This is a genomic window from Aminobacter sp. HY435, from assembly GCF_027568395.1.
Lineage (GTDB): Bacteria > Pseudomonadota > Alphaproteobacteria > Rhizobiales > Rhizobiaceae > Aminobacter.
In genome coordinates, this window is the sequence record NZ_JANKZL010000013.1 from 168,420 (window position 1) to 193,416 (window position 24,997).

Here is a 24,997-nt window from a genome sequence, read left to right on the forward strand (position 1 = left end):
GAGCAAGGCGGAGTGCGACCGCTGTCCACCGTCATCAAGACGCTGGCGGTGCTCGACATCCTCGCTTCCAGCGCCCGGGGAATGCGCCTGCCGGAAATCGCTGCGGCGATGGAGCTGTCGCGGCCGACCGCCTACCAGCGACTGTTGACGCTGATCGAGGCGGGCTGGGTCGAGCAGGACGCAGAGATGCGCTACCGCCTGTCGCTGTCGTCCTGCCGTCTGGCGGCGGCGGCGCTCGAGCAGGCCGACCTTGGCACCAGGATGCAGCCGGTGCTCGAGGCGCTTGTCGCCAAGGCCAAGGAAACGGCCTCCGTCGCCGTGCTCAATGGCGGCCAGCCCTACATCGTCTCGCGTGTCGATTCCGAAAGCCTGCTGCGCGCCGAACAGAAGATCGGCACCACCATGTCGCTCGAAGGTTCGGCGTCGGGCCGCGTGCTCACCGCCTTTGCCGACGAGGCGACGCTTGAGCGGCTGAAGCAGGGCGGCGGCGTCTTCGCCTCCGATGAGATCCTCGCCGAGGCGCGCGCCAATGGCTACGCAGTCTCCAGCGGCTATACCCACACCGGCGTTATCGCCATCGCCGCGCCGATCTTCGACCTGCACGGCAAGTGCTTTGCCACGCTGTCGCTGGTCATGCCCGAAACCCGGTTCGACCTCGAAACCTTCAAGCAGCCGCTGCTCGACGCCGCGAACGCCATTACCAGCATGCAGCAGGGGAAACATCGGTAAGATGACCGACAATCCGCAACACAGCGAGCCGGCCGCCATGGCCGTGGCTCGGCGGGCAGGCGCGCAGGTGATGCGGCCGGAAAGCCTCGCCGCGATCCAGCCGTCGCGCCTCAGCGGCGCCCGCGCCTTCATGAACAAGATGCTGCGCGAGCGCTGGGACATTGCGATTGAGCGTTTCGATGTCGACGCCGACGCCTCCGGCACCGTCGTCTACTCGATCAAGGCCCAGGATCGGGAATTCAGCTTCATCGGGTTTTCGCGGCCGCCGAGCCGCACCGCACGCACCGGGCGCATCATCGGCCAGGCCTGGGATATGATGGGGACGCTGAACGAGGGGCCTGCCACCGAAGCCGACATCGACCTTGCCCGCCGCGAAATCCCCAAGCTCTACACCGGCCGCGCCTCGCCCAACGCGCTGATCTGGTGCCGTTCCAACCGTTCGATGCGGGTCTTCGACCAGACGCTGGAAGCGTTGGCGTCAGGTGTGCAGCCGTCGGTCGCGGACCTGTCCAAGGTCTGCTACCTGATGCGCAACACCGGTCTCGACGGCAATGGCACCTTCGGCACGCGGTCGTTCCGTACGCTTGGTCGCGATCATCCGCTCGGCGGCGTGCTGCAGGCGCAGCTGCTCACCGCATATATGATGCGTGAATACTCGTGCGACTTGGTGGAGCATCTTGCCCGTCTCAAGTCGGACAAGGCCGTGCCGCTCGACCCGTCGATCCGCAGCTATATCGGCGTCGGCAACGGCTCGGCGCTTGGCCTGATCTTCTTCGTGCACCGCCACCCACGCCTGCTTGATGCTTTCATCGGCGCGCGCGAGACGGCCATTGCCGCGGCGCGTTCGCTCGAAAAGGGCGTTGCCGCCACGCGCTTCTCCTATTTGGCCGATCTGCTGGAGACAGCGATCACCTTCCGCCGCCAGGATCGCATGGTCTACGAGGCATTCACCTCGAGCGACGAGGTTGCCGCCGATCTCGAGGAGATCAAGGAGACCGTGGCCCGGATGCAAGAGAGCGGCACACTGGACGGCGAAAGTCCCGTCTATCCGTTCGACGCGCTGGTTGGCCGTTTCGAAAGCCGGATCAAGCCGGAATCGATGGAAACGTTCCTGTCGCTGCTGATCGAACTGGTGCCGGAAGAGGCGGACAAGCTGTTTGCCGAAATCGACGCCCCCGACGAGTTCGTCGTCTCGCCAAGCGAGACACTGGAAAGCCTGGGCGCACTCATTCGCAAGGACTACGACTGGGCGCTCAAGACGGACATGTCTTCGCCCGATGCCTATAAGTATGTCTGGTACAAGTCCGAGACAGCCGAGGAGCCGAGGCGCGGCGCGCGCGAAGAGGTGCCGGAGGCCCTCGATCTCGGACTAGACGTCTGCGGCGGCATCCAGGCGCTGACGGCCGACATGGCCGACGAAGACGCCGGCATGACAGTCGCGCGCTTCCTGCTCAAGTATCCGCAGCACCGCTTCCTCGTCGCCCGTATCCAGAGCCTGCGCGGCAAGCACTTCCATACGCCGCGCGCCAACATCAATGCCGAGGATTTCGTGCCGATCGATCTCGTGCGGCTGATGAATTGCGGCATCCATGGCGTCGACAAGACGCGCGACTTCCTGAACCGCAACCTGCGCGGCGTGCTCTATCACGGCGCTCCTACCCGCGACGAGATCCGCACGGGCTACACGGGTACGTGGTTCTACCCTGCGGAGCCGGTCCAATGAGCGCATCCACCCCCAACCAGACCTTGCGCGCCATGCCGCGCGAAATGCGGATGATGAGCGAACGCATCCTGTCGATGACCGGATTGCCGAAGGGCGTGTTCCTCCTCGTGCCGGACCTCGTGATGTATTCGCAAAGGCTCGGGCTTGGCGGTTTCGCCCTGCTCGAAACGCGCTTCGACGCCTTCTGCGAGGCGAGGCCGGAAGCCGTTTCAATCGTCTCGGAAAAGGACGGCAGCCTGTATCTCGGCGGCAGCGGCCAGCATGCCTGGCTCGTGTTGCCGGCGGTGATCGACCTGCTCGGCGAACTTGCAGATCGCTTCGGCCAGGCTGAAGTTTCGGTCAGCGATGTCGTCGATGCGGCAGAGCTGAAAGTCGCAGAGGCATTCGGCTGCCGCTCCGGCCTGTCGGTGACGGTCACGACCGACGGGGCAGAGGTTGTGCTTCGCGCGGCGCGACGTCCGCTCTGCGGCGACGAGCGCAGCGACGACCCGCTGCTGTGGGATCTGCTGGAGAACGGCATCGGGGTCGATGCCGAGCTGTGGTGGCGGATCTACTACATGGCCAAGAAGGCGCTCGCGCCCGACAGCGTCGTTTCGCGCCGCCATGCCGGCCCGATGATCGTCACCAACGACGGCACTGTCATTGGCCGCAAGGACAATGACGACGAGACCGACGTCAGCTTCCTGACGGCGCCGCGTCCGACCGAAACCCGAACCGAAAGCACAAACTCATGATCATCGACGGATTGCAGTGCGGTCACTTCGACCGGGCGGCGTTTCAATCGCTGCAGACAGCCAAGGTCGGCGGCGTGGTCGTCACGTGCGGCTTCTGGGAAGGCGCCGTCGAATCCCTGGACGCGCTCGGTCGCTGGCGCGACCTGGTGCGTGACAACGCCGATGTCGCCGAGATCGCCACGACCGCCCAGGCCGTCGAGCGGATCGGGCGCGAAGGCAAGGTGGCGGTGATCTTGGGCTACCAGAATGCCAACCTGTTCGAGGGCCGCATCCGCTTCGTCGAAATGTTCGCCGAACTTGGCGTGCGCGTCGTCCAGCTCACCTACAACAACCAGAACGAACTGGCTGGCAGCTGCTATGAGGCCGAGGATTCGGGTCTCGCACGCTTCGGCAAGGAAGTGGTTCGCGAAATGAACGCGGCGGGCATCCTTGTCGATTGCAGCCATGTCGGCGACCGCTCCACGCTTGATGCGGTCGAGGCGTCCGGCAAGCCGATCGCGGTGACGCATGCCAATGCGCGCTCGCTGTTCGACCACAAGCGCAACAAGTCGGACGACGTGCTCAAAGCGCTCGGCCAGACCGGCGGCGTGATCGGCTGCGCGGCCTACCGCAACATCACCGGCGACGACTACTGCCGGACGATCGAGGCCTGGTGCGGCATGGTTGCGCGCACCGCGGAGATCGCCGGCGTCGACTCGGTGGCCATCGGCACCGATCGCAGCCACAATTTCACGGCGCCCGACTATGCATGGATGCGCCAAGGCCGCTGGACGCGTGGCGCGGACTACGGCGCCAGCGCCGCCGGACGGCCGCTGAAGGCGCCTCCGCCGGATTGGTTCCAGACCGTCGAGGACATGAACGTCATTCCCGATGGCCTGCGTGCTGTCGGATTCTCGAAGGAGGATGTGGCGAAGATCACGCACGGGAACTGGCTCCGCCTCTACGAGGCGACGTTTAGAAAAGCCTGAGGCTTTGAAGAGGAGGAATTCACATGACTGACCAGACCAAGAACCTAGGCTTCTGGATGCTTGACCGCCGCGCCTTCCTGAAGAGCGCCGGCGCGGCACTGACAACCACGCTCGCCATGCCACACATTGCGCGGGCGCAAAGCAACGAACTCTACATCAACACCTGGGGCGGACCGTGGGAAGAGGCGGCACGCGCCAACCTCTTCGACCCGTTCACTGCCGAGACGGGCATTAAGATCCGCACGCTGTCGCCGGTGTCCTTCGCCAAGCTCGCGCAGCAGACCAAGACCGGCGTCTACGAGTTCGACATCACCACGCTGGGCGCAGGCGAGCTTGTCCGCGCCAACCAGGCCGGCATCATCGAGCCGCTGACCGAACCCTACAAGGGCGGCCTCTACGAGAACGGCGTCGCCTCGCACGCCTTCGCCACCGTGATTGGCTGGCGCACCGACAAGTTCCAGGAAGGTCCCAAGAACTGGGCCGAATTCTGGGATGTCGAGAAGTTCCCCGGCGCCCGCTCGCTGCAGCGCTATGCGGCGCGCGTCCTGCCGATCGCGCTGTTGGCCGATGGCGTCGAGGTCAAGGATCTCTACCCGCTAGACATCGACCGCGCCTTTGCCTCGCTCGACCGCATCAAGGACCATATCCGCGTGTGGTGGACGGCGGGCGCCCAGTCGACGCAGATCCTGCGTGACGGCGAGGTCGATCTCATCGGTATCTGGCACGGTCGTTTCTACGAGGCCGAAGCCGCTGGCGCGCCGGTCGCGATGACCTGGAACCAGGGCGAGATCGATCGCGCCTACTGGGTCGTCGCCAAGGGTACGCCGAATGCCGAGAACGCCAAGAAGTTCATCGAGTTCGCAACCAGCGGCAAGCCCCTGGCCGGATTCACGATGCAGGCCGACTACGGCCCGCTCAACCCGGCGGCCAATGAGTTCGTGTCCGAGGAAGCCGCCAAGCGCATGCCGACCTCGCCGGCAAATTATGCGCAGACCTTCGAGCAGGACATGGCCAATTTCGGTGACGATCCAGCAGCAGTTGCCGAGCGTTTCGAGGAATGGGTCGCCGGCTGAGCCGCGTTAACGTCGCAAATAAACTGATGTCGCGCCGCAATGGCGCGGCATCGCTTTCAGGCTAGATCAAGGGGAACCGCGATGACCGTCAGCATCGCAAGACTGAGCGCCAAAACCGAACTGTGGCCGTGGCTTCTGCTCGCGCCGCTGGCGGTCTACATGGCTGTGTTCTTTCTTGTCCCGCTCGCCGATGTCGCCATCATGAGCGTCACCGAGCCGCGCCCGACGCTTGCGAACTACGAGCGCGTTCTGACGACGGCGCTCTATCAGCGGGTTTTCATCAACACCTTCGTCACCGCGATCGTCGTGACCCTGTGCTGCCTGTTGGTAGGCTATCCGCTCGCCTATCTGATGGCCAACAGCAACCCGCGCACGGCGATGCTGATCCTGCTGCTGGTGACCATGAGTTTCTGGACCAGCTTCCTGGTTCGCACCTACGCCTGGATGGTGCTGCTCGGCAACAACGGGCCGCTGGTGTGGCTGCTCTCCACGCTTGGCATGGACAAGCCGCCACAGCTTCTGTTCACGCGTTTCTCGTCGACACTCGCCATGGTCCACATCCTGGCGCCTTACATGATCATGAACATCTATTCGGTGATGCGGAAGATCGACCCGACGCTGATCCGTTCGGCCGAGAGCCTGGGCGCGCGGGGCATGTCGCTGTTCCGCCACGTCTATCTGCCCCTGACCGCGCCTGGCATCGCCAACGGTTCAGTGCTGGTCTTCGTCATCTGCCTCGGCTTCTACGTCACGCCCGTGCTGCTCGGCAGCCCGCGCGAACAGATGATTGCCGGGCTGATCGGCAACCAGATCGATGAGTTCCTAGCCTTCGGCATGGGATCGGCAATGGCAATGGTACTGCTCTTCGTGACGCTGGTGATCCTGACGATCTACCACCGCCGCTTCGGGCTCGACAAACTGTGGGGTTGACCATGGACCGCTTCATGCGCTGGCTCGGGATTGCGGTCGTCGTCTTCATCGCTGCGCCGTTGGTGATCGTGGTGCCGATGTCGTTTTCGAACGCACGTTCGCTGCAGTTCCCGCCGCCGGGATACAGCTTCGGCTACTACCAAGCCTACTTCACCGACATGAGCTGGCTGGTGCCGACGTGGAATAGCATCCTGATCGCCACGGCGACGACGGTGCTGACCATGCTTTTGGTCGTGCCGGCGACGTTCGCACTGGTCAGGCACAAGTTCCGGGGCAAAGGCATCGCCGACCTGATGATGCTTATGCCGCTGGCGGTTCCGCACATTGTCATGGCGGTCGGCTACTATTCCTACTTCGGCAATGTCGGCATCGTTCACACCCATCTTGGGGTGATCCTTGCCCATACCTGCCTGTCGGTGCCGATCGCCTTCCTCGTGCTGTCGGCCAACCTGAAAGGATTCGACCGGACGCTCGAGCGCGCGGCGCTGAGCCTAGGCGCAAGCCCGACCAAGACGTTCATCCATGTCACGCTGCCGATCCTGCGGCCGGGCCTGATCATTTCGGCGCTGTTCGCCTTCGTGCAGTCGTTCGACGAAACAGTGGTAGCGATCTTTATCTCCGGGCGCGGCGCCGAAACACTGCCGCGCAAGATGTTCGACAGCATCCGGCAGGAGGCAGATCCGGTCATCGCCGTCATCTCAACCCTTCTGTTCCTCGCGGTGATCGTGGGCGTGACCGCGCCCCTGCTGGTCGCGCGCATTCGCAGCCGCCGCACGCCCGCAACCGCCTGAAATCCAATCGGCATGCCGGACATGCCAACAAGGAGTCGTCATGAGCAGCTATCTCAAGCTATCCGGCATCTCGAAGTCCTATGGTCAGTTCACCGCCCTGCAAACGGTCGACCTGGATATCAAAAAGGGTGAGTTCGTTACCTTCCTCGGTCCATCCGGCTCCGGCAAGACGACGACGCTGATGATCATCGCCGGCTTCGAGCAGGCGACGTCGGGTTCGGTCGAGGTAAACGGCAAGTCGCTGTTCGGCCTTGCCCCCCACGAGCGCAACATCGGCATCGTCTTCCAGAACTATGGTCTGTTCCCGCACAAGACGGCGGCGCAGAACGTCTATTTCCCGCTGCAGATGCGCGGCATCAACAAGGCCGCAGGCATGAGGAAGGCGGAAGAGATGCTCGACCTGGTCGGGCTCCAGGGATTCGGCCACCGCTACCCCAAGGAACTCTCCGGCGGCCAGCAGCAGCGCGTGGCGCTCGCCCGCGCTTTGGTCTTCGAACCGTCGCTCCTGCTGCTCGACGAACCGCTCGGCGCGCTCGACAAGAACCTTCGCGAGCAGATGCAGATCGAGATCAAGCGCATCCAGCGCGCCCTCGGCGTGACGACGATCTTCGTCACCCACGACCAATCTGAAGCCATGTCGATGTCGGACAGGATCGTTGTCTTCGAGAAAGGGCGCATCCAGCAGGTGGCGACGCCGCTGGATATCTATCACCGGCCCGAGACCAAGTTCGTTGCGGGGTTCATCGGCGAGAGCAACCTCGTCGATGCCAAGGTCTCCGATGCGGCGAAGGGCGAGGCCAGGAGCGCCGCGCTCGGCAAGGTCGAATATGCGGTGACGGACAAGGTCGCCAACGACAATGACGTGACGCTGATGATCCGGCCCGAGCACATCCGCCTGTCTCGCAACCCCATCGAGGGCCGCAAGAACGTGCGCATGAAGGTCGAGACCATCGTCAACTACGGCGACAACGCGCTCGTCATCGGCATGGTCGAGGGCCAGCCGATGCGGGTGCGCGTTCTCGGCGCCGATGTCGTCATCATCCGGGAAGGCGAGGAGTTCTGCATCAGCTGGACCCGCGATTCCGTCTACATGATTGCCAAGTAACCCCGGACCCGTGGAGACCGACATGAACGCGACCGTCGACGCCAGCCTGCTTGCCGATGCGATCACGCGCTTTGGCGCCGGCGCCCGCGCCAGCCTGGCCTCTGCCCACAACGGCACCGGATATTTCGCGGTGACGCCGCAGGCGCCCTACGACCCGGCGCTCAGCACAGCCGAGCAGACGGCACAACTGCTGGCCAAGGCCGAGGCGCGTCTGGCCGAGATTGGCAGCAGCAAGGGCCGGCTGCTCTTCGTCGCCATCATACTCGCCGACCTTGCAGACTATGCCGAGATGAATGCTGTCTGGGACGGCTGGGTAAGCGACGTGACGCCTCCGGCCCGAGCCTGCTTCGGCGCGCCGCTGGCGAACCCTGCGCTGAAGGTCGAGATGATGATGATCTGCGCGGTGCAATAGCCGCGCGTTTCCTTGGTTCCACGCGAGGCCACGCAGAAAAGTTTGCAACACAACCTTATTCTCGACCTCGTGAGCGAGCAAAGCGGGCGGAGAGTGTCGGGAATCCATGCCGTGACATCAATCGCGCATGAAACGGTGCAGCACGGAACTCCTGGCGCATCCAACGATCCCAACGGCAAAGAACCGGCCCGGTTCACACCCCGAGATAGCGGTCCTGCAGTTCGGGCGTCAGCGCATCCGGTGCGCCTTCAAAAGCCGTCATGCCTTTTTCCAGCACGAAGCAGCGGTCGGCTACCGGCAGCAGTTCCGCCAGTGTCTTGTCGACGACGAGGATCGACTGGCCCGCTGCCTTGAGCTTGCGGATAGCGGTCCAGATGTCGTGGCGGATGACCGGGGCCAGCCCCTCCGTCGCCTCGTCGAGGATCAGCAGGCTGGGGTTGGTCATCAGTGCGCGACCGATGGCCAGCATCTGCTGTTCGCCGCCCGACAGCGTGTTGGCATACTGGTCGCGGCGCTCGCCGAGACGTGGGAACAGGGCGACCACCTTGTCATAGGTCCAGTCGCTGCCGCGGGCTGCGGCGACGAGGTTTTCGAACACCGTCAGGTTGGGAAAGCAGCGCCGTCCTTCCGGCACCAGGCCAAGGCCGAGGCGGGCGATGCGGTGCGGCCGCATGCCTGCGACCTGGCGGCCGGCAAAGCCGATCGAGCCGGCGCGCGGCCTGACAAGGCCGAGAATGGAATTGATCGTCGTCGTCTTGCCCATGCCGTTGCGCCCCATCAGGGCGACGACCTCGCCCTCCCTGACGTCGAGGGTCACGCCAAACAGCGCCTGCGAGGCTCCGTAGAAGGTTTCGACGCCCTTGAGTTCGAGCAGGCTCACGCGGCTTCTCCGAGATAGGCCCGGCGGACTTCGGGGTCGTTGCGGATTTCATCGACCGAGCCGGTGGCGATGACGCGTCCGTAGACCAGCACCGAGATGCGGTCGGCGAGCGCGAAGACCGCGTCCATGTCGTGCTCGACGAGCAGGATCGGCGCTTGCTTGCGCAAGCCGTCGAGGAACCTGGTCAGCGCCTTGGAGCCTTCCGGTCCCATGCCGGCCATCGGCTCGTCGAACAGGAACGCCTTCGAGCCGAGCGCCAGCGCAATGGCGATCTCGAGCTGGCGGCGTTCGCCGTGCGACAACTCGGCTGCCGGCAGATGCGCACGCGCGGCCAGCCCGACGCGCTCGAGCATGGCCATCGCCGGCCCGGTCAGGCTGCGGTCGGACATCACCGGGCGGAAGAAGCGGAAGCTCGATCCCTGCTGCGCCTGCACCGCGAGCATGACGTTGCGCAGCGCCGAAAATTCCTGTGCCAGCGACGAGATCTGGAAGCTGCGGCCGAGGCCGAGCCGGGCGCGCGCCGCCATGTCGAGCCCGGAGATGTCCTGGCCGAGGAAGCGGATGGTGCCGCTGTCTGGGCGGAACGTGCCCGAAATCTGGTGGATCAGTGTGCTCTTGCCGGCGCCATTCGGCCCGATCAGTGCATGAATCTCGCCGGGCATGAGGGTCAGGCTGACGCCGTCGGTCGCCTTCAGCGCGCCGAAGCTTTTCTGCAGGTCGCGGATTTCGAGGATGGGCTCAGCCATGTCGCGCCTTTCCGGCCAGAAGTCCGAGCAACCCGCCGCGCGCAAACAGCACGACACCGAGCAGGATCAGCCCGAGGAAGAACTGCCAGCGTTCGGTGATGCCGCCGAGCGCATATTCGATCAGCACGTAGAGCATCGCGCCGGCGACGGGTCCGAACAGCCGGCCCTTGCCGCCGAGGATGATGAGGACGATCAGTTCGCCCGACATGTGCCAGGACAGCATCGAGGGGCTGACGAACTTGTTGAGGTCGGCAAACAGCGCGCCGGCGACGCCGGTGACCATCGCCGAGATGATGAAGGCGACAAGACGGATGTTGAAGGGTGCGATGCCGACGGCGGCAAGCCGGGTAGCGTTCTGCCGCGCCGCCTGGAGCGCAGCGCCGAAGCGCGATCCGCGCAGCAGCCAGAACAGGCCGAGCGCCGCCATCAGCAGGGCGTAGCAGATCAGGAAATAGGGCAGCGGCTGGGCCGTGTTGACGCCCGGGAACTCGTTGCGGACGTAGATCGACAGCCCGTCTTCACCGCCATAGGCCGGCCACGACACGGCGAAGTAGTAGATCATCTGCGCGAAGGCGAGCGTGATCATGATGAAGTAGACGCCCGTCGTGCGCAGGCTGATCGCGCCGATCGGCAGCGCGACGAGGCCGCAAACGATCAGCGCGACGAGCCAGATGACCAGCATCGAGGCCGTGCCGGGGATGCCGGCAAGCAACGGTACGCCGTCGAAGGCATGGGTCGCCAGGATGCCGGCGGCGTAACCGCCGATGCCGAAGAAGGCGGCATGGCCGAACGATACCAGGCCGCCGAGGCCGAGCGCGATGTTGAGGCCAACGGCTGCGAGCGCGAGGATCGCGATGCGGGTGGCCAGCGTGATGTAGAAGGGTTCGCCCATTGTCTGCGCGGCCAGCGGGAAGCCGAGCAGCAGCAGCGCCAGTATGGTATTGACGACGGTTTCGCGGGTCATGAAGGGTGCTTTGGTCATCGCCGCCTCACGACTGCGCTGCAAACAGGCCGCTCGGCCTGAAGGCGAGGATGAGCGCCATGACGATATAGATCAGCATCGAGGCAAGCGCTGCGCCGATCGGGCCGGCCTGGGCGGCGGGGATCATCAGGGCCAGCGCCTTGGGCAGCAGGAAGCGGCCCATCGTGTCGACGACGCCGACGAGGATGGCGCCCAACAGCGCGCCCTTGATCGAGCCGATGCCGCCGATGACGATGACGACGAAGGCGAGGATCAGCGCCGGTTCGCCCATGCCGACCTGCACCGACTGCAGGGCGCCGACCATGGCACCGGCGAGGCCGGCAAGTGCTGCGCCGAGCGCGAATACGACGGTGTAGAGCGTGCGGATGTCGACGCCGAGGGCTGCGATCATCTCGCGGTCCGACTCGCCGGCGCGGATGCGCATGCCAAGTCGTGTGCGCGAGATCAAAAGGTAGAGGCCGACCGCAACCACGATGCCGACGCCGATGATGGCGAGGCGGTAAAGCTGGTACTGGCCGCCGCCCGGCAGCGGCACTGCGCCTTGCAGCAGCGGCGGAATGTCGAGATAGAGCGGGAACGAGCCGAACAGCCAGCGGGTGCCTTCCGAAAAGATCAGGATCAGCGCGAAGGTCGCCAGCACCTGGTCGAGATGGTCGCGGTCATAGAGCCTGCGGATGACCGTCACTTCGACGATGGCGCCTGCCGCCGCCGCCGCAACGAGGCTTGCGACGAGGCCGATCCAGAACGAACCGGTTGCGGCGGCGACCGCCGCGCAGGCGAAGGCGCCGACCATGTAGAGCGATCCGTGTGCCAGGTTGATCAGCCCCATGACGCCGAAGATCAGCGTCAGGCCGGCGGCCATGAGGAACAGCATCACCCCGAGCTGCAGCCCGTTGAGAAGTTGCTCGATGAGCAGTGCTATGGACAAGGCTACGCTTTCGCTGGCTGGGATTGGGGATGCGACGAAGACGCCCCCCTCTCCCCGCTTACGGGGAGAGGGCAAGGGCGAGGGGCAGCGCTGAACTTGCAGGCAGCAGCGCCGCCCCTCATCCGGTCCTGAGTTTATCGAAGGGCCGGCACCTTCTCCCCGCAGGCGGGGAGAAGGAAGCTAGCTCACATCTTGCACTGTTCGGCGTAGGCGTCGCCGTGCTTTTCGAAGGCGGTGTCGACGATCTTGTTGGTCAGCACGTCGCCTTCCTTCACCACTTCGCGCACATAGATGTTCTGCACCGGGTGGTTGTTGGTGTTGAAGGCGAAGTCGCCGCGCACCGACTTGAAGTCGGCGGCCTTCAGCGCCGCGCGGAAGGCGTCCTTGTCCTTGACGGAGGCCTTGCCGAGCGCCGACAGGATCAGGTTGGCCGTGTCCCAGCTCTGCGCTGCGTAGACCGAAGGCAGGCGCTTGTATTCGGCCTGGAACGCTTCGACGAACTCCTTGTTGGCCGCGTTGTCGAGGTCCTTGGACCAGCTGGCCGAGTTCTTGACGCCGAGTGCCGCGTCGCCGACGGCCGGCAGAACGTCCTGGTCGAAGGAGAAGCCCGGGCCCATGACCGGGATGTTCACGCCCGACTGGGCGTACTGCTTCATGAACGAGATGCCCATGCCGCCCGGCAGGAAGAAGAACACCGAGTCCGCGCCGGAATCGCGGATCTGGGCGATCTCGGCGGCGTAGTCGGTCTGGCCGATCTGGGTGTAGGTCTCGCCGGCCAGCTCGCCCTTGTAGTAGCGCTTGAAGCCGGTCAGCGAATCCTTGCCGGCCGGATAGTTGGGCGCGAGGATGAAGGTCTTCTTGTAGTCCTTGTTGGCGTACTGCCCCATCGCCTCGTGGAAGTTGTCGTTCTGGTAGGCGACGTTGAAATAGTTGGGGCTGCACTTGGCGCCGGCCAGCGCCGAGGGCCCGGCATTCGGCGACAGGTAGATGATGTCCTGCGCCACGGCGTTCGGCACGACGGCCATGGCGAGGTTCGACCAGATGATGCCGGTGAGCAGGTCGACCTTGTCGCTCTGGATCATCTTTTCGGCCAACTGCACGGCGATTTCGGGCTTCTGGGCATCGTCCTCGATGACCAGTTCGACGTCCTTGTTGCCGGACTTCTTCATCGCCAGCGCAAAGGCGTCGCGCATGTCGACGCCAAGGCCGGCGCCGCCGCCCGAAAGCGTGGTGATGACGCCGATCTTGACCGGCTCGGCATAGGCCAGGCCGGACGCCGCCATGGACAAGCCAAGAATTCCTGCCGCAATGATCTTCTTCATTAGGTACTCCTCCCGAGTGTTCCTGTTTGATGGATCGAAGTGTTAGAGCCGGGTGCGAACTTTCCAGAGTTCAGGAAACAGTTCAACCTCCAGCATCTTCTTGAGATACGAAGCGCCCGACGTGCCGCCGGTGCCGCGTTTCATGCCGATGATACGTTCGACCGTGGTGACGTGATTGAAGCGCCAGCGGCGGAAGTAATCCTCGAAATCGACAAGCTTCTCGGCCAGTTCGTAAAACATCCAGTAGCGCTGCGGATCGCGGTAGATCGTCTGCCAGGCAACGAGCACCTCCTCGCTTTCACTGCGGGTTTCGCGCCAGTCGGTGCGCTTGGCGTCGGCTCCGATATCAAAGCCGTTGCGGCCAAGCAGCAGGATCGCCTCGTCGTAGAGCGAAGGCTGGGCCAGAACCGCCTCGAGCTTTTCGCTGAGTTCGGGCTGGTGGGCGTGCGGGCGCAGCATGGCGAGGTTGCGATTTCCCGCCATGAACTCGATGGCCCGGTACTGCCAGGACTGGAACCCCGAGGACTGCCCGAGCGAATCGCGGAACTCGGTGTATTCGCTTGGCGTCATCGTCCTCAGCACGTCCCAGGCGCTGTTGAGCTGCTCGAAGATGCGCGACACGCGCGTCAGCATCTTGAACGACGGCTCGAGCCTGTCGGCGCGGATCGAACGGATGGCCGAGCCGATCTCGTGCAAGGCGAGCTTCATCCACAGTTCGGACGTCTGATGCTGGATGATGAACAGCATCTCGTCATGCGCTGATGACAGCGGCTCCTGCGCGTCCAGCACCTTCTCGAGATGCAGGTAGTCGCTGTAGGACATGCGGTCCTTGAACGACATCTGTGCACCTTCGGCCGAGGGATCGTATGGCTTGCTCAATTCATCTTCTCCGCGCGCAGCCGGAAGCGCTGGATCTTGCCGGTCTGGGTCTTTGGCAGGGCGTCGATGAACTTCACCGATCGTGGGTACTTATACGGCGCGATCGTCGCTTTGACATGGTCTTGCAGGCGCTTGATGGTCGCAGCGTCGGCGGCAACGCCGGCAACCAGCACGACATAGGCCTCGACGATCTGGCCGCGCTCGCCGTCGTCGGCGCCTATGACGGCACATTCGGCGACATCGGGATGTGAAAACAGGGCGGTTTCAACCTCGGGGCCGGCGATATTGTAGCCGGCGCTGACGATCATGTCGTCGGAGCGGGCGGCAAAGTGGAAGAAGCCGTCCTCATCCTGGTAGAAGGCATCGCCGGTCAGGTTCCAGCCGTCGCGGACATATTCGCGCTGGCGCTCGTCTGCCATGTAGCGGCAGCCCGTCGGGCCGCGTACCGCCAGCTTGCCGACAGTGCCGCGCGGCACCTCGTTCATCTCGGCGTCGACGATGCGCGCCTCGTAGCCGCCCACCGGCTTGCCGGTGGAGGCGGGCTTCATGTCCTCGAAGCGGTTGGAGATGAAGATGTGCAGCATTTCGGTGGCGCCGATGCCGTCGAGGATCGGCTTGCCGGTCTTGGCCAGCCACTCCTCGAACACCGGGCCGGGCAGCGTCTCGCCGGCGGAGACCGCGACGCGCAGCGACGACAGGTCGGCACCGTCGTCCATCGCCTTCATCATGGCGCGGTAGGCGGTGGGCGCGGTGAACGAGATCGTCGCCTTGTAGGTCTCGATGATGTGGATCATGTTCGGCGGCGTCGCCTGTTCGAGCAGCGTCGCCGCCGCGCCAAAGCGCAGCGGGAAGATCGCCAGACCGCCGAGGCCGAAGGTGAAGGCGAGCGGCGGCGAGCCGACGAACACGTCGTCCGGCGTGATGTTGAGAATTTCCCGGGCGTAGGCGTCGGCGATGATCAGCAGGTCGCGGTGGAAATGCATCGTCGCCTTCGGCACGCCCGTGGTGCCCGAGGTGAAGCCGAGCAGTGCTACGTCGTCGCGGCCGGTCTTCACCGCTTCGAAGATGACGGACTTGTCGAGAGCGATGCGGTCGAGCTCGGCGTCATGGTTGGCGGTGCCGTCGAAGCCGACGACCTTGGTGAGGAAGGCGCTGTCCTTGGCGCAGGCGATCATCTCATCCATCAGGCGGGTGTCGCAAAGCGCCAGCGTGATTTCGGCCTTGTCGACGATCTTGGACAGTTCGCCGGCGCGCAGCATCGGCATGGTGTTGACGACTACGGCACCTGCCTTGGTTGCGGCCAGCCAGCAAGCAACCATGGCCGGGTTGTTGGCCGAGCGGATCAGCACCCGGTTGCCCGGCTTGACGCCGTAGTTCTCGACCAGCGCATGGGCCAGCCGGTTGGTCCAGTCGGACAGTTCCTTGTAGGTGCGGCGGCGGCCATTGCCGATCAAGGCGGTGTGGTCGCCAAGGCCCTTTTCGACAAGACGATCGGTCAGCTCGACGCCGGCGTTGATGTATTCGGGGTAATCGAATCCATCGAGCAGGAACTGCGGCCACTGCTCGGCCGGCGGCAGGTTATCGCGCGTGAAGCTGTCGATATGCGCTGACGGTCCAAGCATTCTTCGGCTGTCCCCTGCATGCCCATCGCCACGGCTGGCCCGCAGCGGATGCGCTCGTGTCCGTTACTGTCGGGGAGGCCCTGCGCCAAGGTCCGGAAGTCGGCCGACAGGAATGCGTCGGCGTTCCGGGTGCGATCGACGATGCGATCAGCCTTTGGGCACAGCGAGACCTCCCAATTTCTCATCTGATGAGGTGAGAATTGCACCGGACAAAAATTATTTCAAGCATAAAGTTTTTAGGGTCGCCCCCATTGACGGCGAACGGTGTGCTGGCCATTGCTAGAGCGCCGTGCGTCCGAATGGACGCACAAAGGACGCTCTAACTTATTGACTTGGCACATCGTGCTTTCCGAAAATCGGGTCCGATTTTCGGGCCGATGCGCTAGGCCACCTGAGACATGCCGCCAGAGGAGGGCGCCGGTGCTCGAACGTCATATTGCCGACTGGGACAACGCCTATTCCAATGGTGCCAATATCGCCGGCGGCGACCGCTGGCCGGCTGCCTGGGTCGAGCCGGCACAGGCGTTTCGCGACAAGCTTTCGGCGGCCGGCAGGGCAAGGCTGGACGTTGTCTATGGCGGCAAGCCGCGCAACCGGCTCGACCTGTTCCTGCCGGAAGGCGCGCCCAAGGGGCTCGTCGTGTTTGTGCATGGCGGCTACTGGATGGCGCTCGACAAGAGCTTCTGGTCGCATCTCGCCAAAGGCTCGGTCGACAACGGCTATGCGGTTGCCATGCCGTCCTACACGCTTTGTCCTGAGGCCAGCATCGCGGACATCGTGAACGAGATCGGCGCGGCTGTTGCCGCGGCGGCAGGACTGGTCGATGGGCCGATCATGCTGACCGGCCATTCGGCAGGCGGCCAACTGGTCAGCCGTATGGTCTCGGCGACAACGCCGCTCCCGCCTGCCGTGCAGGCGCGAATCCGCAACGTCGTTTCGATCTCGGGACTTCACGACCTTCGCCCGCTCTTGACTACGGGCATGAACAATACGTTGCACCTTGACGAGGCCGACGCGCTGTCGGAAAGCCCGGCGCTGCTCAGGCCGATGCCAAATGCGCGCATCACCTGCTGGGTCGGCGGTGGCGAGCGCGGCGAATTCCTGCGCCAGAATGCGCTTCTCGCGAACATCTGGACCGGTCTCGGTGCCGCCACCAGCGCGGTCGTCGAGCCCGACCGCCACCACTTCAATGTCATCGATGGGCTTGCCGAGGCGAACCACGCGCTGACGCGAACGTTGCTCGGGTAGCGCTTTCGCGCTGCGGAAGCCTCAGCCTGCTACACTCCGGTTGTCGGGCGATGTTTGGTGCCGTCGATGAAGCGTTCGTAGCGGAAGGGCTGCGGGTCGACGAGAGGCGCGGCGCCGGTGACGATGTCGGCGGTGAGTTTGCCGGCTGCCGGGCCGATGCCGAAGCCGTGGCCCGAAAAGCCGGTGGCGATCACCAACCCGGGCAGCGCCTTTACCGGCGAGATGACAGGCACCGCATCGGGCGTGGCGTCGATGAAGCCGGCCCAGCGCTGCAGCGTGGGCACGCCTTTCATCACCGGGAAGACCTTCTCCATGTTGGCGCGGGCCGAGTCCAGCGCACCGGCCGCCGGTGCGGGGTCGAGCGTGCGATGCCGCTCGTAGGTGCTGCCCGCGCCTTCCAGCTTCGGCCAAACGCCGAACGGACCGCCGGCAAAATCGCCGAAGCGCAGGCCGACCGAGCGCCATTCGCGCGACAGGATCGGCAGGAAGTCGGCAAAATAGCGGAAGCTGTCCGGGATCAGGTGGTGGTAGCTGACCGTTCCGTTCGCGATGGTGTAGCCGCCGTCGAGACGCTTGCGATAGGCAAACCCGTCGGTCCAGGCCGCCCCGTCGGGGCCGCCTTTGACCGGCCCCGTGCGCATCACCGACGAACGTACGGCAAGCTGCGGCAGCCTGACGCCGAGTTGCCGGCACAGCGTGCTCGACCAGGCGCCGCCGGCGACAACGACGGTGCTGGTGCGGATCACGCCGTTTTCGGTAACGACGCCTGACACCCGGCCGCCCCCCGTCTCGATCTCGCGCACAGCGCAGCGCAACAGGATGCCGGCGCCGGCGCGCTGGGCGGCGCGCGCGATCGCCGGCGCCGCCTTCTGCGGCTCGGCACGTCCGTCGCTCGGCGTGTGCAGCGCCGCCCGGAACGTCTTTTGTGCGCCCGGCATAAGGTCGGCCAGGGTCTTGCCTTCGATCATCCGGGTATCGAGCGCGTGGTCGCCGGCGCTTTTCAGCCAGTCGGCATGATGCTCTACGTCGCTTTCGTCCTGGCAGAGATAAAGAATTCCGGTGCGGCGGAAGCCGACGTCCTCGCCGACCAGTTGGTCGATGTCGCCCCAGATCTTGAGCGCCTCGACGATCAGCGGCAATTCGCGCGGATCGCGGCCCATGCGCCGGCACCAGCCCCAGTTGCGGCTCGACTGCTCGCCGGCCACATGGCCTTTTTCGCAGACGACGACCGATATGCCTTGCCGGGCAAGGTACAATGCCGTGCTGACACCGATGATGCCGCCACCGACGATGACGACGTCGGCTGATTTCGGCTGGACGTCACCAGCAGGAACCGGATCGACCGGAGGTCCCATTGTCTTCTCCCATCGTTGCGACGGGAGGCGCCCCCGCGTCCTGATACAACAGGGGTACTGGATACACAGGCGCCGCCATCTTTCAACGGGCTGATGTCGGCAACCGATCGCGCGGGACTACTGGGCCCTGAAAAAGAGCCGCAGTGCGGCCTATGCCGCCGGCTTTTGCTCGCCCTCCTGCTGATCGAGCTTGGCCTTGGCGTGCCAGTCGAAATCGATCGAGCCTTCCTCGGCCTTGTGGAAGAACTGCGAGCAGACCAGCCAGCCCTTGAGCGGACGCAGCAGCGCCATGCAGCTCAACACCGTCAGCGGCAGCGTGATGAAGATATGCACCCACAGCGGCAATCCGAACGCGGCCTGGAACCAGGCGCCGAAGGCGAGCGCCGGCACGGCGGCGATGGTCATGGCGAAGAAGGCCGGACCGTCGGCGGGGTCGGCGAAGGAATAGTCGAGGCCGCAGACTTCGCAGCGCGGCGCGAGCTTCAGAAAGCCGGAAAACAGATGCCCCATCTGGCAGCGCGGGCAAAGGCCCAGGGCGCCTGTCTTCATCGGGTTGTCGGTGGGCGTGAAACCTTCCGCCCGGTATCTGCCGTCAGACATGACTTTTCGCCTCCGTCGTCCGCATCCGCGCCGGCAGCGCGCCGTGGCGCTGCGTCGTATGTCGTACATAGGCGGGGCGGATGTTGCCTGCAATATCGATGCTGCATATATTTCGCATACTCTACATACAATCCGGCAAGGAATGTTCAGATTGTATGCACATCAAGCCAGGGGTCGGCCGGCTGGGGCAATATGTCCGCATCGACATTCAGCCATTTCGGAAACAGGATGCGGCGTCTTCGGGAGGTTGACTATTGTCCGTCGTGGGCCAAGTTGCTTTCGACATCTTCAGTTGCCGTGGAGTTCACGGCTGGACTTGCAAGAAAGGTCCTCGATGTTCGGCCTGACAGCGCTGGAACTGGCCCGCATACAGTTCGGCTTCACCATTTCCTTCCACATCGTCTTCCCGGCCATCACCATCGGCCTGGCCTCCTACCTCGTCGTGCTGGAAGGCCTGTGGCTGTGGAAGCGCGACCTGGTCTATCGCGACCTCTATCACTTCTGGTCGAAGATCTTTGCCGTCAACTTCGCCATGGGCGTCGTGTCGGGTCTGGTCATGGCCTACCAGTTCGGCACCAACTGGAGTTACTTCTCGGCTTTCGCCGGCAGCGTCACCGGGCCGCTGCTCGCCTTCGAAGTGCTGACGGCATTCTTCCTCGAGGCCGGGTTCCTGGGTGTCATGCTGTTCGGCTGGAGCCGCGTCGGACCCGGGCTGCACTTCTTCTCGACCATCATGGTGGCAACCGGCACGCTGATCTCCACCTTCTGGATCCTGGCCTCCAACAGCTGGATGCAGACGCCGCAGGGCTTCGAGATCGTCAATGGCGTGGTCGTTCCGGTAGACTGGATCGAGGTCATCTTCAATCCTTCGATGCCTTACCGCCTGGCGCATATGACGGTGGCCGCTTTCCTCGCCACCGCGCTGTTTGTCGGCGCTTCGGGTGCCTGGCACCTGTTACGCGGCAACGACAACCGCCGCGTCCGCACCATGCTGTCGATGGCGATGTGGATGCTGCTGTTCACAGCACCGGTGCAGATATTCATCGGCGACCAGCACGGCCTCAACACACTTGAGCACCAGCCGGCGAAGATCGCCGCGATCGAGGGGCACTGGGAAAACACGCCCGGCGAAGCGGTGCCGCTCATCCTGTTCGGCTGGCCCGACATGAGCGCCGAAAAGACCCTCTACAAGATCGAGGTGCCGCATCTCGGCAGCCTTATCCTGACACACCGCTGGGACGGACAGATCCCCGGGCTGAAGGAATTCGCGCCGCAGGACAGGCCGAACTCGACGGTCGTGTTCTGGAGTTTCCGCATCATGGTCGGGCTCGGCATGCTGATGTTGCTGCTCGGCGTTCTGGCGCTCTGGCTGCGCTGGCGCGATCGCCTATACGACTCGAAGCATTTCCTGCGCTTTGCCGCGGTCATGGGTCCGAGTGGCCTGATCGCCATGCTGGCAGGCTGGTTCACCACCGAGATCGGCCGGCAGCCCTGGGTCGTCTACAATGTGATGCGCACTGAACAAGGCGTCTCGAACCATTCGGTGCTGGCGATGAGCGTCACGCTGGACGCCTTCGTGGTGGTCTACTTCATGGTCTTCGGCATTGGCGTAAGCTACATGCTGAAGCTGGTCGGAAAGGGGCCGGAAGACAACGAGAACGAACCCGGCGACGACGATCACCATGGCGCCGGGCGTCCGGCCCGGCCGATGTCGGCAGCCCCCGACCAGATGGACATGTTCGTCTCCACCCAAAACAGGAAAGGCTGAGCCATGGGTATCGATCTTCCTGTCGTTTGGGCCATCATCATCGCCTTCGGCCTGATGATGTACGTCATCATGGACGGCTTCGATCTCGGCATCGGTATCCTGTTTCCCTTCGTGGGCGACCGTGACGACCGCGACGTCATGGTCAATACGGTTGCGCCCGTCTGGGATGGCAACGAAACCTGGCTGGTGCTCGGCGGAGCGGCGTTGCTTGCGGCGTTCCCGCTTGCCTACGCCACCATCTTGAGCGCGCTGTACATTCCGCTTGTGGCGATGTTGCTGGGCTTGATCTGGCGTGGTGTCGCCTTCGAGTTCCGCTTCAAGGCCGACGAGGCACACAAGCCGTTCTGGGATCGCGCCTTTGCCGGCGGGTCGTATCTCGCCACTTTTGCGCAAGGTGTGTCGCTGGGCGCCTTCCTCAACGGTTTTCCGATGGAGAACGGCTCCTATACCGGTGGTGCGCTCCACTGGCTGAGCCCGTTCAGCCTGTCCACCGGGTTTGGCCTGATCGTCGCTTATGCGCTGCTGGGAAGCACCTGGCTGATCATCAAGACCGAGGGCGCGCTCTACGATCGGATGGTGGCGCTGGCCAGGCCGATCACCTTGGCCTTGCTTGCCGTGATCGCCGTTGTCAGCCTGTGGACCCCGTTTGCCCATCCCGACATCGCCGCGCGCTGGTTCAGCTTCCCCAACATCGTCTTCTTCTCGCCGGTGCCATTGCTGGTGTTGCTGAGCGGCTGGCTGATCCTGCGCAGCCTCCAGGGCGGCGCCCCGCATGCCGGACCGTTCGTGCTGGCGCTTTTCCTGCTGTTCTTGGGCTATAGCGGGCTTGGCATCAGCCTGTGGCCCAACATCATTCCGCCCGACATCACCATCCGCGAGGCTGCCGCCCCGCCGCAGAGCATGGGCTTCACGCTCGTCGGCGCGCTGTTCATCATTCCCTTCATCCTCGGCTACACGGCTTGGTCGTATTATGTCTTCCGCGGCAAGGTGAAGGCCGGTGAGGGCTACCACTGATGGCCACTACGTCAGAAGCGCCCGCGTCATGGGTCAAACGCATCGGCTGGCTGGTGCTGATCTGGACCGCTAGCGTGCTGTCGCTCGGCGTGGTGGCCTATCTGTTCCGCTTCCTCATGGGCCTGGCCGGGCTGACGGTCTGACCGCGGGGTTCGATGATGTGCGATGGGCGTGGCGCGCCCAACGTCGATGGATTGCGGTCTGGAATGTCGCCCGGCGGACAAGCGCTGAAGCGCCGTTGCACGAATTGCTCGGCATGAACCGGATCGAACCCTTCACAGGGCCGTTCTCCAGCGCTCAGACGACCATACCCGACATGGCGGATTGCTGGCCGAGAAGCTCGGCGACCGTGCGCAGGCCGACGGCGAGCGCGTTCTGGCTCGGCGCGGCGCCGAGCCCCAGGCGCACAGCCTCCGGCGGCCGGCCTGAAACGGCGAAGGCATCCGAGGTGACGACGCCGATGCCGGCAGAGCGCAGGCGGGCGGCGAAATCGGCGCGGTTCCAGTGTCCGGGCAGCCTCAGCCAGGCATGAAAACCTTGTGGATCGGCCTGGACGAGCTCGGCCGGCAAGGTCTGCGCCACGATGGCTTGGCGCTCGCGCGCCTCGAGCCGTACGGCCGCCAGTACCTTTTGGGCAATGCCGTTTTCGATCCACCGCGTGGCGATCGCCGCGGTCAGCGGCGAAGCCATGCCGGCAGTGGCGCGAACGGCATTCGACAGATGCGCCATGTTGCGTGCGGGAGGCGCCACGACATAGGCGATGCGCAGGGCCGGAGCGACGGACTTGGCAAGGCCAGCGATATGATAGGTGATGTCGGGGGCCAGCATCGCAAACGGGGCAATCTGGGCTGCCGGCAGCGCTCCATATGCGTCATCCTCGACGATCAGAACACTGTGCTTGCGAGCTATGGCGGCGATGCGCTCGCGGCGGTCAAGCGACAATGTCGCTGTGGTCGGATTGTGCAGGGTTGGCGTCAGGTAGAGCAGCTTGGGAGCCTGCGCGCGGCAGAGCCCTTCGAAGGCTTCGGGTATCAGTCCGCCTTCATCCATTTCGACGCCGGCCAGGCGGATGCGCAGATGCTCGGCCACGGCGCGAAAGCCGGGATAGGTCAGCGCCTCGGCGCAGACGGTTTCGCCGGGAGCGACAAGCGCGCCAAGCATGGCCAGCAGCGCGCCTTGGGCGCCGGGAGTAACCAGCAGCCGACCGGGTGCGATCTCGCCGAAACGCGGTGCCAGCCAGTGCGCGCCCGCTGCCCTGTCGCGCGAAGTGCCGCCCGCCTCCTGGTAGCGCATCAGAAGATCCAGCCCGGCGCTGGTCTGCAGTTCGGCGATGCCGTCCCACATCCGCCCGGCCAATTCCGGATCGTCGAAACGCGGCGGCAGGTTCATGCTCATGTCGATGATGCCGGTCACCGGCGCCGGCGCGCCGACATGACGTCGCGCGCCGACATAGGTGCCCTGGCCGACGCGGCCTTCGATCAGCCCGCGCCGGCGCGCTTCGGCATAGGCGCGGCTGACCGTGGTGAAATCGATGCCGAGCTGCGCCGCCAGAGCCCGCTGCGGCGGCAGACGATAGCCGGCCGGCAGCCTGCCGGTGGCGATGTCCGACTCGAGCGCCTTGGCGATCGCCAGATAGAGCGGCCCGGCTGACTTGGAAATCGAAGGGAACCAGCCTGATGCCGTCATGTTCTCACAAATTACGTCGCGGATATCCCTATATATGCACAATGTATGTCGATGGCCACATTGTAGCGATTGTGGAAGGGGCAGCTGAGGGGATGGCATGCGCATGCGCGATGGCCTGAGCCGACAATCATCCCGGTTGCCGGACTGAACCCACAGTGAATGCGGCTGTCGCGCAGGCGGTCGAATGCGCCATGCCGGCGTGCCGCCTTCCAGCCGTGCATAAGTCCGGGCCTTGGTCGGCTAAAAGCCGCAATCCGTAGGCACTCCTTGCGAGCCGCCCGTCGATCTGATTCCCTTGGGGATGAGCGATTCGGGCAGGGGCGCGGCGCAGGAACGGATATCATGAGCACTTCCAAGAAACCCGAAATCTCGGAAATGAGGCCGAAGATCACCGTCATCGGCGTCGGTGGCGGCGGCGGCAACGCCGTCAACAACATGATCGCCGAAGGCCTCGAAGGCACCGAATTCATCGTCGCCAACACCGACGCGCAGGCGCTGACCATGTCGAAGGCGACGCGCCTGGTCCAGCTCGGCGCCATGGTCACCGAAGGCCTGGGCGCGGGTTCGCTGCCGGAAGTCGGTCAGGCTGCCGCTGAAGAAACCATCGACGAGATCATGGACCAGCTGTCGGGCACGCACATGTGCTTCGTCACCGCCGGGATGGGCGGCGGCACCGGCACCGGAGCTGCTCCCGTCATTGCTCGCGCGGCGCGCGACGCCGGCATCCTGACCGTTGCGATCGTTACCAAGCCGTTCGCCTTCGAAGGCAAGCGCCGCATGCAGATGGCCGAGCAAGGCATCGAGCTTTTGCGCCAGGCCGCCGACACGGTCATTGTCATTCCCAACCAGAACCTGTTCCGCATCGCCACCGCCAAGACCACCTTCGAGGACGCCTTCGGCCTGGCCGACAAGGTGCTGTATTCGGGTGTCAGCTGCATCACCAACCTTATCGTCAAGGAAGGTCTCATCAACCTCGACTTCGCCGACGTCAAGACGGTGATGCGGGGCATGGGCCGGGCCATGATGGGCACCGGCATCGGCACCGGCGAAGGCCGGGCCAGCAAGGCGGCAGAAGCATCGATCGCCAACCCGCTGATCGACGAGAACTCGATCAAGGGCGCAAAGGGCGTGCTGATCTCGATTTCGGGCGGCATGGACATGACTCTGTTCGAGGTCGATGAAGCGGCAACTCGCATCCGCGAGGAAGTCGGCGACAACGCCGACATCATCGTTGGCGCGATCTTCGACAATTCGCTCGAGGGCCAGTTCAAGGTTTCGGTGGTCGCCACCGGCCTGGACGCATCGGCCGCGCAGGACGAGCCTTACGTCACCCGCGGACAGGGCCAGCAAGGCTCGGCGCAACTGGTGCACTAGGTGTGGAGCCTCAACAGGTTGTCCTCGGTCACGCCGAGGCGGCTGATGGGTGTTTTGGACCTTAGGCTGCCATGCGGGCGATGCCAATTGTATCTGTGAAGCCAGACCGGCAACTCAGCGGCACGATG

Annotated in this window: 24 protein-coding genes and 1 pseudogene; 14 read left to right on the top strand and 11 right to left on the bottom strand. The window is 64.4% G+C overall.

The features are described from left to right. Positions 1-12: 12 nt before the first annotated feature. The 9 genes from PCJ21_RS19605 (at position 13) to PCJ21_RS19645 (ending at position 8,465) form a co-directional block, all read left to right on the top strand. Positions 13-729 (top strand): IclR family transcriptional regulator, encoded by a 717-nt coding sequence (locus PCJ21_RS19605; RefSeq protein WP_269933116.1) that lies wholly within the window; start codon positions 13-15, stop codon positions 727-729. A 1-nt stretch (position 730) separates the two neighbouring features. Further along, the gene (locus PCJ21_RS19610) at positions 731-2,452 is read left to right on the top strand and encodes a hypothetical protein (RefSeq protein WP_269933117.1); all 1,722 of its coding nucleotides are present in this window, start codon (positions 731-733) and stop codon (positions 2,450-2,452) included. Next, complete coding sequence (locus PCJ21_RS19615) at positions 2,449-3,186, top strand: hypothetical protein (protein WP_269933118.1); 738 nt, start codon at positions 2,449-2,451, stop codon at positions 3,184-3,186. The genes PCJ21_RS19610 and PCJ21_RS19615 overlap by 4 nt, the downstream gene beginning before the upstream one ends. Next, entirely contained in the window at positions 3,183-4,154 is a 972-nt protein-coding gene (locus PCJ21_RS19620) for a dipeptidase (RefSeq protein WP_269933119.1), read from the top strand. The genes PCJ21_RS19615 and PCJ21_RS19620 overlap by 4 nt, the downstream gene beginning before the upstream one ends. Positions 4,155-4,177: 23 nt before the next feature. Further along, entirely contained in the window at positions 4,178-5,227 is a 1,050-nt protein-coding gene (locus tag PCJ21_RS19625) for an ABC transporter substrate-binding protein (RefSeq protein WP_269933120.1), read from the top strand. An 81-nt stretch (positions 5,228-5,308) separates the two neighbouring features. After that, positions 5,309-6,157, top strand: coding sequence for an ABC transporter permease (locus PCJ21_RS19630; protein WP_269933121.1), 849 nt, complete (start codon positions 5,309-5,311; stop codon positions 6,155-6,157). Between the two features lie 2 nt (positions 6,158-6,159). Then, positions 6,160-6,948: an ABC transporter permease gene (locus PCJ21_RS19635; RefSeq protein ID WP_269933122.1), complete on the top strand. Its 789-nt coding sequence runs from the start codon at positions 6,160-6,162 to the stop codon at positions 6,946-6,948. Between the two features lie 40 nt (positions 6,949-6,988). Further along, complete coding sequence (locus tag PCJ21_RS19640) at positions 6,989-8,053, top strand: ABC transporter ATP-binding protein (RefSeq protein WP_269933123.1); 1,065 nt, start codon at positions 6,989-6,991, stop codon at positions 8,051-8,053. 22 nt (positions 8,054-8,075) lie between these two features. Beyond that, positions 8,076-8,465: a RidA family protein gene (locus PCJ21_RS19645; protein WP_269933124.1), complete on the top strand. Its 390-nt coding sequence runs from the start codon at positions 8,076-8,078 to the stop codon at positions 8,463-8,465. Between the two features lie 193 nt (positions 8,466-8,658). Here the strand turns inward: PCJ21_RS19645 and PCJ21_RS19650 are convergent, their stop codons facing one another. The 7 genes from PCJ21_RS19650 to PCJ21_RS19680 all read right to left on the bottom strand — a co-directional run bounded on the left by PCJ21_RS19650 (position 8,659) and on the right by PCJ21_RS19680 (position 15,824). Further along, on the bottom strand, positions 8,659-9,345 hold the full coding sequence (locus tag PCJ21_RS19650; RefSeq protein WP_269933125.1) for an ABC transporter ATP-binding protein: 687 nt from the start codon (positions 9,343-9,345) through the stop codon (positions 8,659-8,661). Beyond that, positions 9,342-10,091 carry an ABC transporter ATP-binding protein gene (locus tag PCJ21_RS19655; RefSeq protein WP_269933126.1) on the bottom strand — a complete coding sequence of 250 codons (750 nt, stop codon included), beginning with the start codon at positions 10,089-10,091 and terminating at the stop codon, positions 9,342-9,344. The genes PCJ21_RS19650 and PCJ21_RS19655 overlap by 4 nt, the downstream gene beginning before the upstream one ends. Further along, positions 10,084-11,055 carry a branched-chain amino acid ABC transporter permease gene (locus PCJ21_RS19660; protein ID WP_269933149.1) on the bottom strand — a complete coding sequence of 324 codons (972 nt, stop codon included), beginning with the start codon at positions 11,053-11,055 and terminating at the stop codon, positions 10,084-10,086. The genes PCJ21_RS19655 and PCJ21_RS19660 overlap by 8 nt, the downstream gene beginning before the upstream one ends. A 25-nt stretch (positions 11,056-11,080) precedes the next feature. Further along, positions 11,081-12,001 (bottom strand): branched-chain amino acid ABC transporter permease, encoded by a 921-nt coding sequence (locus tag PCJ21_RS19665; protein ID WP_269933127.1) that lies wholly within the window; start codon positions 11,999-12,001, stop codon positions 11,081-11,083. A 185-nt stretch (positions 12,002-12,186) separates the two neighbouring features. Beyond that, complete coding sequence (locus PCJ21_RS19670; protein ID WP_269933128.1) at positions 12,187-13,323, bottom strand: ABC transporter substrate-binding protein; 1,137 nt, start codon at positions 13,321-13,323, stop codon at positions 12,187-12,189. Between the two features lie 42 nt (positions 13,324-13,365). Further along, on the bottom strand, positions 13,366-14,202 hold the full coding sequence (kynA, locus tag PCJ21_RS19675) for a tryptophan 2,3-dioxygenase (RefSeq protein WP_269933129.1): 837 nt from the start codon (positions 14,200-14,202) through the stop codon (positions 13,366-13,368). After that, positions 14,199-15,824, bottom strand: coding sequence for an AMP-binding protein (locus tag PCJ21_RS19680; RefSeq protein ID WP_269933130.1), 1,626 nt, complete (start codon positions 15,822-15,824; stop codon positions 14,199-14,201). The genes kynA and PCJ21_RS19680 overlap by 4 nt, the downstream gene beginning before the upstream one ends. Before the next feature lie 420 nt (positions 15,825-16,244). On the opposite strand from PCJ21_RS19680, the gene PCJ21_RS19685 reads away from it, so the two are divergent. Next, on the top strand, positions 16,245-17,072 hold the full coding sequence (locus PCJ21_RS19685) for an alpha/beta hydrolase (protein WP_269933131.1): 828 nt from the start codon (positions 16,245-16,247) through the stop codon (positions 17,070-17,072). 29 nt (positions 17,073-17,101) lie between these two features. Here the strand turns inward: PCJ21_RS19685 and PCJ21_RS19690 are convergent, their stop codons facing one another. Then, positions 17,102-18,427: an NAD(P)/FAD-dependent oxidoreductase gene (locus tag PCJ21_RS19690; RefSeq protein WP_269933132.1), complete on the bottom strand. Its 1,326-nt coding sequence runs from the start codon at positions 18,425-18,427 to the stop codon at positions 17,102-17,104. A gap of 150 nt (positions 18,428-18,577) precedes the next feature. Continuing rightward, positions 18,578-19,027 carry a DUF983 domain-containing protein gene (locus PCJ21_RS19695; protein WP_442866052.1) on the bottom strand — a complete coding sequence of 150 codons (450 nt, stop codon included), beginning with the start codon at positions 19,025-19,027 and terminating at the stop codon, positions 18,578-18,580. A gap of 334 nt (positions 19,028-19,361) precedes the next feature. Between PCJ21_RS19695 and PCJ21_RS19700 the strand changes: the two genes are divergently transcribed. The 3 genes from PCJ21_RS19700 to PCJ21_RS19710 are packed head-to-tail and all read left to right on the top strand — an operon-like array spanning position 19,362 to position 21,952. Further along, positions 19,362-20,795, top strand: coding sequence for a cytochrome ubiquinol oxidase subunit I (locus PCJ21_RS19700; protein ID WP_269933133.1), 1,434 nt, complete (start codon positions 19,362-19,364; stop codon positions 20,793-20,795). 3 nt (positions 20,796-20,798) lie between these two features. Next, positions 20,799-21,809 carry a cytochrome d ubiquinol oxidase subunit II gene (gene cydB / locus PCJ21_RS19705; protein ID WP_269933134.1) on the top strand — a complete coding sequence of 337 codons (1,011 nt, stop codon included), beginning with the start codon at positions 20,799-20,801 and terminating at the stop codon, positions 21,807-21,809. Further along, on the top strand, positions 21,809-21,952 hold the full coding sequence (locus PCJ21_RS19710) for a DUF2474 domain-containing protein (protein WP_269933135.1): 144 nt from the start codon (positions 21,809-21,811) through the stop codon (positions 21,950-21,952). The genes cydB and PCJ21_RS19710 overlap by 1 nt, the downstream gene beginning before the upstream one ends. Positions 21,953-22,106: 154 nt before the next feature. Here PCJ21_RS19710 and PCJ21_RS19715 read toward each other — a convergent pair whose 3' ends face one another. Continuing rightward, entirely contained in the window at positions 22,107-23,495 is a 1,389-nt protein-coding gene (locus PCJ21_RS19715; RefSeq protein WP_269933136.1) for an aminotransferase-like domain-containing protein, read from the bottom strand. Positions 23,496-23,837: 342 nt separating this feature from the next. Between PCJ21_RS19715 and ftsZ the strand changes: the two genes are divergently transcribed. Continuing rightward, the gene (ftsZ, locus tag PCJ21_RS19720; protein ID WP_269933137.1) at positions 23,838-24,869 is read left to right on the top strand and encodes a cell division protein FtsZ; all 1,032 of its coding nucleotides are present in this window, start codon (positions 23,838-23,840) and stop codon (positions 24,867-24,869) included. On the opposite strand, the pseudogene PCJ21_RS19725 reads toward ftsZ, so the two are convergent. Further along, a pseudogene (locus tag PCJ21_RS19725) lies at positions 24,866-24,997 on the bottom strand (IS481 family transposase); the annotation flags it as partial. The gene ftsZ and the pseudogene PCJ21_RS19725 sit on opposite strands and share 4 nt — an antisense overlap.

What these genes read in the sequence shown, in the direction of transcription:
- PCJ21_RS19610 (WP_269933117.1), top strand. Translation starts at nt 731, where the DNA reads ATGACCGACAATCCGCAACACAGCGAGCCGGCCGCCATGGCCGTGGCT.
- PCJ21_RS19615 (WP_269933118.1), top strand. Translation starts at nt 2,449, where the DNA reads ATGAGCGCATCCACCCCCAACCAGACCTTGCGCGCCATGCCGCGCGAA.
- PCJ21_RS19620 (WP_269933119.1), top strand. Translation starts at nt 3,183, where the DNA reads ATGATCATCGACGGATTGCAGTGCGGTCACTTCGACCGGGCGGCGTTT.
- PCJ21_RS19625 (WP_269933120.1), top strand. Translation starts at nt 4,178, where the DNA reads ATGACTGACCAGACCAAGAACCTAGGCTTCTGGATGCTTGACCGCCGC.
- PCJ21_RS19630 (WP_269933121.1), top strand. Translation starts at nt 5,309, where the DNA reads ATGACCGTCAGCATCGCAAGACTGAGCGCCAAAACCGAACTGTGGCCG.
- PCJ21_RS19635 (WP_269933122.1), top strand. Translation starts at nt 6,160, where the DNA reads ATGGACCGCTTCATGCGCTGGCTCGGGATTGCGGTCGTCGTCTTCATC.
- PCJ21_RS19640 (WP_269933123.1), top strand. Translation starts at nt 6,989, where the DNA reads ATGAGCAGCTATCTCAAGCTATCCGGCATCTCGAAGTCCTATGGTCAG.
- PCJ21_RS19645 (WP_269933124.1), top strand. Translation starts at nt 8,076, where the DNA reads ATGAACGCGACCGTCGACGCCAGCCTGCTTGCCGATGCGATCACGCGC.
- PCJ21_RS19655 (WP_269933126.1), bottom strand. Translation starts at nt 10,091, where the DNA reads ATGGCTGAGCCCATCCTCGAAATCCGCGACCTGCAGAAAAGCTTCGGC.
- PCJ21_RS19660 (WP_269933149.1), bottom strand. Translation starts at nt 11,055, where the DNA reads ATGACCCGCGAAACCGTCGTCAATACCATACTGGCGCTGCTGCTGCTC.
- PCJ21_RS19670 (WP_269933128.1), bottom strand. Translation starts at nt 13,323, where the DNA reads ATGAAGAAGATCATTGCGGCAGGAATTCTTGGCTTGTCCATGGCGGCG.
- PCJ21_RS19680 (WP_269933130.1), bottom strand. Translation starts at nt 15,824, where the DNA reads ATGCTTGGACCGTCAGCGCATATCGACAGCTTCACGCGCGATAACCTG.
- PCJ21_RS19690 (WP_269933132.1), bottom strand. Translation starts at nt 18,427, where the DNA reads ATGGGACCTCCGGTCGATCCGGTTCCTGCTGGTGACGTCCAGCCGAAA.
- PCJ21_RS19695 (WP_442866052.1), bottom strand. Translation starts at nt 19,027, where the DNA reads ATGTCTGACGGCAGATACCGGGCGGAAGGTTTCACGCCCACCGACAAC.
- PCJ21_RS19700 (WP_269933133.1), top strand. Translation starts at nt 19,362, where the DNA reads ATGTTCGGCCTGACAGCGCTGGAACTGGCCCGCATACAGTTCGGCTTC.
- cydB (WP_269933134.1), top strand. Translation starts at nt 20,799, where the DNA reads ATGGGTATCGATCTTCCTGTCGTTTGGGCCATCATCATCGCCTTCGGC.
- PCJ21_RS19710 (WP_269933135.1), top strand. Translation starts at nt 21,809, where the DNA reads ATGGCCACTACGTCAGAAGCGCCCGCGTCATGGGTCAAACGCATCGGC.
- PCJ21_RS19715 (WP_269933136.1), bottom strand. Translation starts at nt 23,495, where the DNA reads ATGACGGCATCAGGCTGGTTCCCTTCGATTTCCAAGTCAGCCGGGCCG.
- ftsZ (WP_269933137.1), top strand. Translation starts at nt 23,838, where the DNA reads ATGAGCACTTCCAAGAAACCCGAAATCTCGGAAATGAGGCCGAAGATC.